The organism is Frigoribacterium sp. CFBP 13712, assembly GCF_014842255.1.
Lineage (GTDB): Bacteria > Actinomycetota > Actinomycetes > Actinomycetales > Microbacteriaceae > Frigoribacterium.
The window spans coordinates 270958-277697 of the sequence record NZ_JACYVH010000005.1 but is presented as its reverse complement, the minus strand read 5'-3'; the positions used below and the strand labels follow the sequence as shown (position 1 = coordinate 277697).

Genomic DNA, 6740 nt, shown 5'->3' with positions numbered 1-6740 from the left:
TCAGGCCGACGACACCGAAGCGAGGCGCACCGATCTCTGGGTCGACGCCCTCGGCGAGCTCGCCGCGATCGACGGTGCCGAGACATGGTGGGACTCCGCCAGCGGTGTCCCTGCGCTCGTGTCCATCGGTGGGGCATCAGTGTTCACCCTTCCCGGAGGCGCGACGCAGGTCGGCGAGGAATGGCTCGACCCTGCATGGCGGGGCGCACGGGCGACCGATGCGGCTGATCCGTGGGGATCGAGCCGCGCCTCGTCTGCCCTGCCTGGGCTGGAGCTGCCCGGTGGGGCGTCGCTGACGGCGACCGGCGGGCTCCAGATCGGCGGGCTCGAGTGGCTCGGCGCCAGGGTCTACGACCCCGCCGCCCGCGGCTTCCTGTCCGTGGACCCGCTGGCGCCCGTGACCGGTGCGGGGTGGGCTGGGAACCCGTACTCGTACGCCGGGAACGACCCGATGCACGCCCTCGACCCGCTGGGCTTGCGGCCCGCGACTGACGCGGACCTCGACGCTTACGCCAACGCTAATAAAGGCGCGATGGCGACGGCCGGACAGTGGATCGCGGATCGTAAGGAGGAGATCGCCGCGGGCTTCCTCATAGCGGGGGCAGTGGCCCTCATGTTCATCCCGGCCGGCCCTATCCTCTCGATGGCACTGCTTGCAGGATCTCGGGTGCGCTGCTTAATGGTGGGTTCTCGATCGCGCAGCAGAAGGCGGAGACGGGCAAAGTCGACTTGATGGAAGTTGGTAAACAGTCGTTGCTCGGGCTCGGCGCGGGCCTGGTGGGTGGCGGCGCTGCAATAGGGGTGTCGAAGCTCGTTCCTACAGTCGCAAGAGCCGCTGCTCCAGCTGTGCACCGGATCGTTTCCGGTGTGCGTTCCACCACCAGGTCCGCTGTCAGCTCAGGCACGCAAGGTGCGACGTCCAACGTCCTTGATTACTCGTTCAACAACGACGGCCCCAAGACCGTAGCTGGCTATGCTGGCTCGGCCGCGTGGGGATTCAGCACCGGTGCCGCCTTCACTGGCGCCTCGTCGAAGGTCGCATCGAGCGTCGTTTCCAACCTCGGTCCGGCCTCACCTGTGCTGGTGAACAAAGGAGCCAGTCTCGTGACGGACCACGTGAAGGGTGGCGTTCAGGGAGTCACGAATGAGTGGTTCCGTCCCGGGGGAAGCCGCAACGAGACCGATCTTCAAATTTCGGCCTGGAACGGTCTTATCTCCGGGGCGAGCGGACCCACGACTGGGACACGCGCAAGCCGGATACGCAACGATCCAAGTGAGATAGATAGTGAATGATGAAGCATAAAACGGACACAGGCCTTCCAGCAGCAAACCCTAAGCGTTCCCGGAAAAACGTTGGCGTTCTTGCCGCATGGCTCTGCGGAATATTGCTTTTTGTCGCAGTGTTTCTTATCGGACCTTCTGTCCTCCGCGCCTATGATGATGCGCATCTTATAACCAAGACCTGCCAGGTGACATCAGCGAATCCTGAAACATCCTCGACCGTCTCTCGAGCCGGAATCGGGAGATCGAATCAGCAAATTGTTATCGAGTCAGCCGACTGCGGCACCCTGCTTCTCCGCGTGGGAGTTACCAAGGAAAATAGAGCCGACGTAGCGGCCGAGCTAACCTCTGGAGACGACTGTCGGTTCATCATCGGCGAAGGTTCATGGAACATTCGAGACCTTCTCAGGATCCTTAGAGTGACACCAGAAGTTCAGTCATTCACTGTCATCAGTTGATACACAGAATCACCCAAGTCCGGGCGGATCAATACGCTCACTAAGTTAAAACACTTCTCCTGGCCTTCCTCGGCTGTATGACGCTGCTGATTGGTGCGCCGGGATATTGGCTTGCGGCAACAGCCACATGGATGCACGCAGTCCTTACGCGTGCGTTTTTTCGTGGGCTGGGTACATCCACGCAAAAATCATGCGTTAGACCTTGCTCACTTTCAGTCGACCGCGCGCGGTAGCGAACTGCTCGGGCCGACCTCCCGCCGCGCCCGTGCGACCGACGCCAGCAGGCTAGGTGGCCCGGTGCTCAAGACCGTTATGACGCGAGCCGGCGAGCCTCTTCTGGGCGCCGCCGCGGGAGGGACGACAACCTACGTTGGAGACCTCATTAAGGGCGAGGAGACAACGTGGGGAGACCTTGCATGGGGGTCCGGCGTGGGAGCGGTCATGCCAATGATCCCGGGGGGGCCAACAAACATGGCTTCGCTTCAACAAATGGCCCGGTTCAATCCGACCAGTCTTGCCACGTCGTTCAGTACTATGCAAGGAGGGCGACTCTGGCAGTCGACCATGACCGGTGCCGGCGCAGGTGTAGTTCTCGATGCAGGCAAGACCGGTGTCGAAAACGCCATGGCCGCTTTTAATTGAGCTGAACAGCGATGAAGTTATGCAAATGACTGGAAGAAACGCCAAGCGGGTCATGACTCGCAATCTACTACTCGCATTTATTTTAATAGCGGCAGCAGTCGCTTTTCCCTTTGCTTATGGACGGGGGTACGGTTCTGCCTTTTTGCCCTATGTTCTCCTATGCCTAGTGGCGGCAGTCACCCTAATGTCTTTATTATTCACCTTCGCAAGCCTCCAGGTTGCCCGGATGCTGCTATTGGTCTTTTTCTTGGGAGGCATGGCCCTGTTACTGCGTGCGCCGGGATACTGGCCTGCCGCAACCGCGACTTGGATGCTGGCGGTCCTGGCGGGTGCTTTTCTCGGCGGCTACATACGTGAGAAAAGAAAGGAAAGATCTAACTCGGAGCGACAAGCGACACGTTGACAAGTCGCGTTTGCGACGACTCAATGCTGCCTAGGTAAGTCGCGGGCCTTTCACGCGAATCGTTGCGACCGGCTGTGGGGTCGACCCCGATGCCGACGATCGCCCCGTTGGGTCCGCGTCCTACGGCCATGGTGGGGATGTCGGGAACGGCGGGGCAGCCGCAGGTGGTCGCTACCTAACTCCCACGTTGCCCGCCAGTCGCAGTGACTTGGCTCTACCTTCAGGCAACACTATGGAACACCTGGCCAAATTTTAGCTGCCGGAAGGCACCACTTGCTTATCAGGTCGCGTTGGTCCAAACTTCGGGCACCCTGGGGGCGGGAGCCAGTTCTTCGTTCCAAACCCTGCGATCCTGCAACGATTGGAGTGATGATGACCCTCGACCGACTAATTGCTTCTGTGGAATCAGAGCTGGATCTCGCGCAAGACTCCTCTACAGGGCACGTTTCTGCGCCCCTATTGGAGTCAGCCCGGCAGAGCCTGGAAAGCGCACAGGACCAACTAGCGATGGGAAATACGGAGGGGGAGCTGACCCAGCTTGCTCCACTAGCCCATCAGATCTCTGACGCGTGGCCCTATACATCGGAACTCGGCGCCACCATCCTGGGCTATATTCAAGAGCGGCGACGACGCAGCATCCGCTCGCGCAGTTGACATTGCCCATACAATCTGCTCGAACAGCTTTCGATAGCCAGTTCATCAGGGACGGGCGGCCGTCTAGCGCCTCCGACTGCAAACGAGTAAGGCGACCTAATTGCTACCTTGCCGTCTTTGGCAAATTCTCACGCCAGGAGTTAGACCACACCGGTCATGGGGTTGCAGATCTAAGCGAGCCAGGGTCGGCGCAAAGGTAGTCTGCGTTCATGGTCGAATCAGGCAGGCGAAGGCACCGTAATGGTCGCTCTCGGCGGGCCCATTCACGTCTCTATTGCCACTGTAGGGCACATGGCGAAGCAGCCGGACTGGCGTCGCGACAACTAGCGACGGACGTGTGATGACATTTGAGACGGAACGAATTGGCAATGCGGGAAGGCACCGGATGACAAGCGCACCAAAGGACGGCGGTCAGAACCCAACTGACAAAAGCCAATGGCTGCCTCGAGACCCAAAGGGTCACAGACTCATACGCGTGCTGCGCAATCTTCTTCTTATGAGCATCTTAGTGAATGTCGTTGTTGCTTCTTATACAGTCGGCCATGTACCATTTGACACCACTATTAGCTATACGCGTCGTTCAAAAGAGTATCAGGTACCCATGTTTGTTCTACTAGGGATGCCTGCAATTTTAGCTATCTGGTGGTTTCGGTCGCGTCGAGCTGCCTTCGAACCCTTACCACCGAACGAACGAGTACTTCTTTTTACGCTTGCTATTCCCGTTATGAAGTTCATGGTAATGAGTCAGTTGTTTCTAGCGAGATCCTACCTCGAGACTAGTAGCTCACTAGGATGACGACGCAGTTCGCCCTTTTTCTCACACACACGACATCGAGAGTGGATTCCATTGCGGTACTGCCAGATGATGCTATGGTCAATCGCCAGCCCGAGAGAGACTTTCATACAGTGACGGATTCAGCTTTTGGCAAGAAGTAAGCCAGCGATCTCTGGCTACAAGCCTATGCCTCGAATCCAGCGACGTTACAATGCGGTCTTGGCGGTTGTGAACATCGTGGTCGCAATCGTATTGCTGCTGGTTCTGCAAGCTGATGCGAGTTCGGCTTTCATGACACTGGGCTTGGGGATCTTGACCGCCGGCCTGTTGGCGTACTCGTCATCTTTGTGGGGAACGCTCTCCGCTGCCGTTCTTTCGATTGCCGGGCCACCCCTTCTGAACACCACACTGCCAGATGATGAGATCGTCTTAGGCCCTTGGTTCTTCTCCATGATCGCTGGATGGTTCATCGGGTCGACTATTCGCGCACCGAGAAGCGAGCAGGTCAGAGAGCGAGAAGCCACCAGTTCAGAACTCCAATGGTCGGTCGGACGTAAGACATTCGCCGAAGATGCGCCCACGACCGAACAGGCCGTCAGCAAAGTCCGCGCATTGGACGGGATGACTCGGTCCCACGTCGTTCTCAAGCACAAGGGCTCCAGGCTCGACATCTGCGGGCGGGCCGATGGGGCCTTAGCGGTATTCCATTCCCCAGACACCCTGGACGACGACGCCTGGAGCATGGCGATGACGTCCACAGCGTCCCGAGACCACGTGACGGTCATGATGGGCAGCATCGTCAACTCCGTCGAGCAACGCCACACGGTTCTCGTCAGCGAGGCCGAGGAAGCAGCCCGCCATTTTCTGGCATCTGGATCCATGAGCTCAACACTGACCTGGTGGACGAGCGCCGATGTCCTTTTGATCAAACCGCACCTCGGCGAGTAGCACAGCACGATCCGCGAGCGCTTCGGACCGGATGGGCACTCCCGAGAATCGTACCCGTCTCCCTGGTCGACAGGACAGGCGACCTGACCGTTCGGATCCCCGAGCGGCAGCACCCCGACAGACCGGTTCGTGCCAGGATGTCCAGCGAGCACGCCGATCGCCGGCACCAGGGGGACTTCATGAGCACAGACCGCACCGCCGCACCCACCGAGACGAAGCCTCGCCGCCTGTCGCCGACCAAGCCGGTGGCGATGCCGTCGTCGACGCGCAGGATCCTGGCCCCGCTCGCGTACGTGCTCGGTCTGGCCGCAGCACTCCTCGGCGGAGCGAACACCGGCCTGGCGATCACGCTCAGCCTCGTGGTGCTGGTCGCCTCGCTCCTCCTCGGACGCCTCCGTGACCGCAGTCGGGCGATCGCGGTGCCGATCACCCTGGTGAGTGTCGCGAGCGTGCCCATGATCACCTCCGGCGCCCCGAACATCTGGATCATCCTCGCCTTCGCCGGCGCCGCCTTCTTCGGCCAGACCATCGGCACGGCCTTGAGGGCCCGGCAGGAGGCGCGCGAGGCCATCATCCTGCCCACCGACCCCGCGAGCGTGCCCGGTCGCACCGTGCTGCTGTGGCGCATGGGACGCGAGCAGTTCGAGGTGCTCGACCCCTCCGAGAAGCGCCTCCGCACGGTCATCAAGGGGCCGAAGGGCAACATCGCCTACATCATTCAATTGCGCCGCGGCACCGCGGGTCTCGACATCCTCCGACCGGGCGACGTCCCCATCGCGGTGCAACACACCCTGGACGTCGGCACCGGCCCCTGGTACGAGATCGTCGACCCGGTCATCGCTCCCGGGCCTGGTCAGCCGATCCCCGCCAACCCGTCCACCGCGGTGCTCCGAGATCGCGCGATCGATGCCGCGGTCCACTTCAGCCGTACCGGCGAACCGTCGCCCTCGGCCCCCTGGGCACCGAGCACCCGCCGCTGAGAGCGATGCACCCGCCGGTCACGACGGGAGCGCCGCCACCCACGCCCTGAACGACGCCAGCTCGGCGTCGCGCAGCACCACGGTGGGCGGCGCATCGACGTCGGCGGACAGGAACGCCAGGCCGCCCGGAGCCTCACCCTCCAGCATGTCCCCCACCGCGGTGCCGGACTTCTTCGGCCACGCCTGCGTCCACACCGCGTAGATCGTCGGCCCGTGGGTCGTCTCGAGGATGGCCGTCTCGTCGTCCATGAAGCGATGCACCTCGTCGAGCCTCACCCCGGCGCGCCCCTCGGGCACCGTGAGCACGATGCCGGGCACGCTCGGCCGACGCTTCGACGGGACCTCGACCGCCGAGGCCTCGGCCGTCGCCCCGCCGCCCGCCCACGGCGCCACTGGAATCCGCGGCCACGGCTCGACCGGCGCCCCGCGCTCGTCGTCATCACGCTTGCGGAACAGTCCGAACACGTCATCCCCCTGACTCGAGGCGCCGCCACCCGGCCCTCGCGTGCCTCGACGCTACCAAGCCGAGGAGGCGCGGCTCGCTTCCCCGCGCCTCCTGCGTCCAAGAGACGCGAACGGGTGCCCTTGCGTCCGGGACT

The 6740-nt window shown here is 61.8% G+C and carries 7 protein-coding genes; 6 read left to right on the top strand and 1 reads right to left on the bottom strand.

Features of this window, described 5'->3' with window-relative positions:
- The 6 genes from IFT51_RS11010 to IFT51_RS10985 all read left to right on the top strand — a co-directional run.
- Window positions 1-733, top strand: a 733-nt coding sequence (locus tag IFT51_RS11010) for an RHS repeat-associated core domain-containing protein (protein ID WP_305798489.1), incomplete at its 5' end; no start/stop codon positions are given.
- On the top strand, window positions 733-1293 hold the full coding sequence (locus IFT51_RS11005) for a hypothetical protein (protein WP_192061118.1): 561 nt from the start codon (window positions 733-735) through the stop codon (window positions 1291-1293). The genes IFT51_RS11010 and IFT51_RS11005, both read left to right, overlap by 1 nt.
- The gene (locus tag IFT51_RS11000) at window positions 1290-1739 is read left to right on the top strand and encodes a hypothetical protein (protein ID WP_192061117.1); all 450 of its coding nucleotides are present in this window, start codon (window positions 1290-1292) and stop codon (window positions 1737-1739) included. Before IFT51_RS11005 ends, IFT51_RS11000 begins: the two co-directional genes overlap by 4 nt.
- A 610-nt stretch (window positions 1740-2349) precedes the next feature.
- Window positions 2350-2784 carry a hypothetical protein gene (locus IFT51_RS10995; RefSeq protein WP_192061116.1) on the top strand — a complete coding sequence of 145 codons (435 nt, stop codon included), beginning with the start codon at window positions 2350-2352 and terminating at the stop codon, window positions 2782-2784.
- A gap of 1648 nt (window positions 2785-4432) precedes the next feature.
- Complete coding sequence (locus IFT51_RS10990; RefSeq protein ID WP_192061115.1) at window positions 4433-5161, top strand: hypothetical protein; 729 nt, start codon at window positions 4433-4435, stop codon at window positions 5159-5161.
- A gap of 179 nt (window positions 5162-5340) precedes the next feature.
- Entirely contained in the window at window positions 5341-6141 is an 801-nt protein-coding gene (locus tag IFT51_RS10985) for a hypothetical protein (protein ID WP_192061114.1), read from the top strand.
- Between the two features lie 18 nt (window positions 6142-6159).
- On the opposite strand, the gene IFT51_RS10980 is transcribed toward IFT51_RS10985, so the two are convergent.
- Window positions 6160-6606, bottom strand: coding sequence for a hypothetical protein (locus IFT51_RS10980; protein ID WP_192061113.1), 447 nt, complete (start codon window positions 6604-6606; stop codon window positions 6160-6162).
- Window positions 6607-6740: the final 134 nt, after the last annotated feature.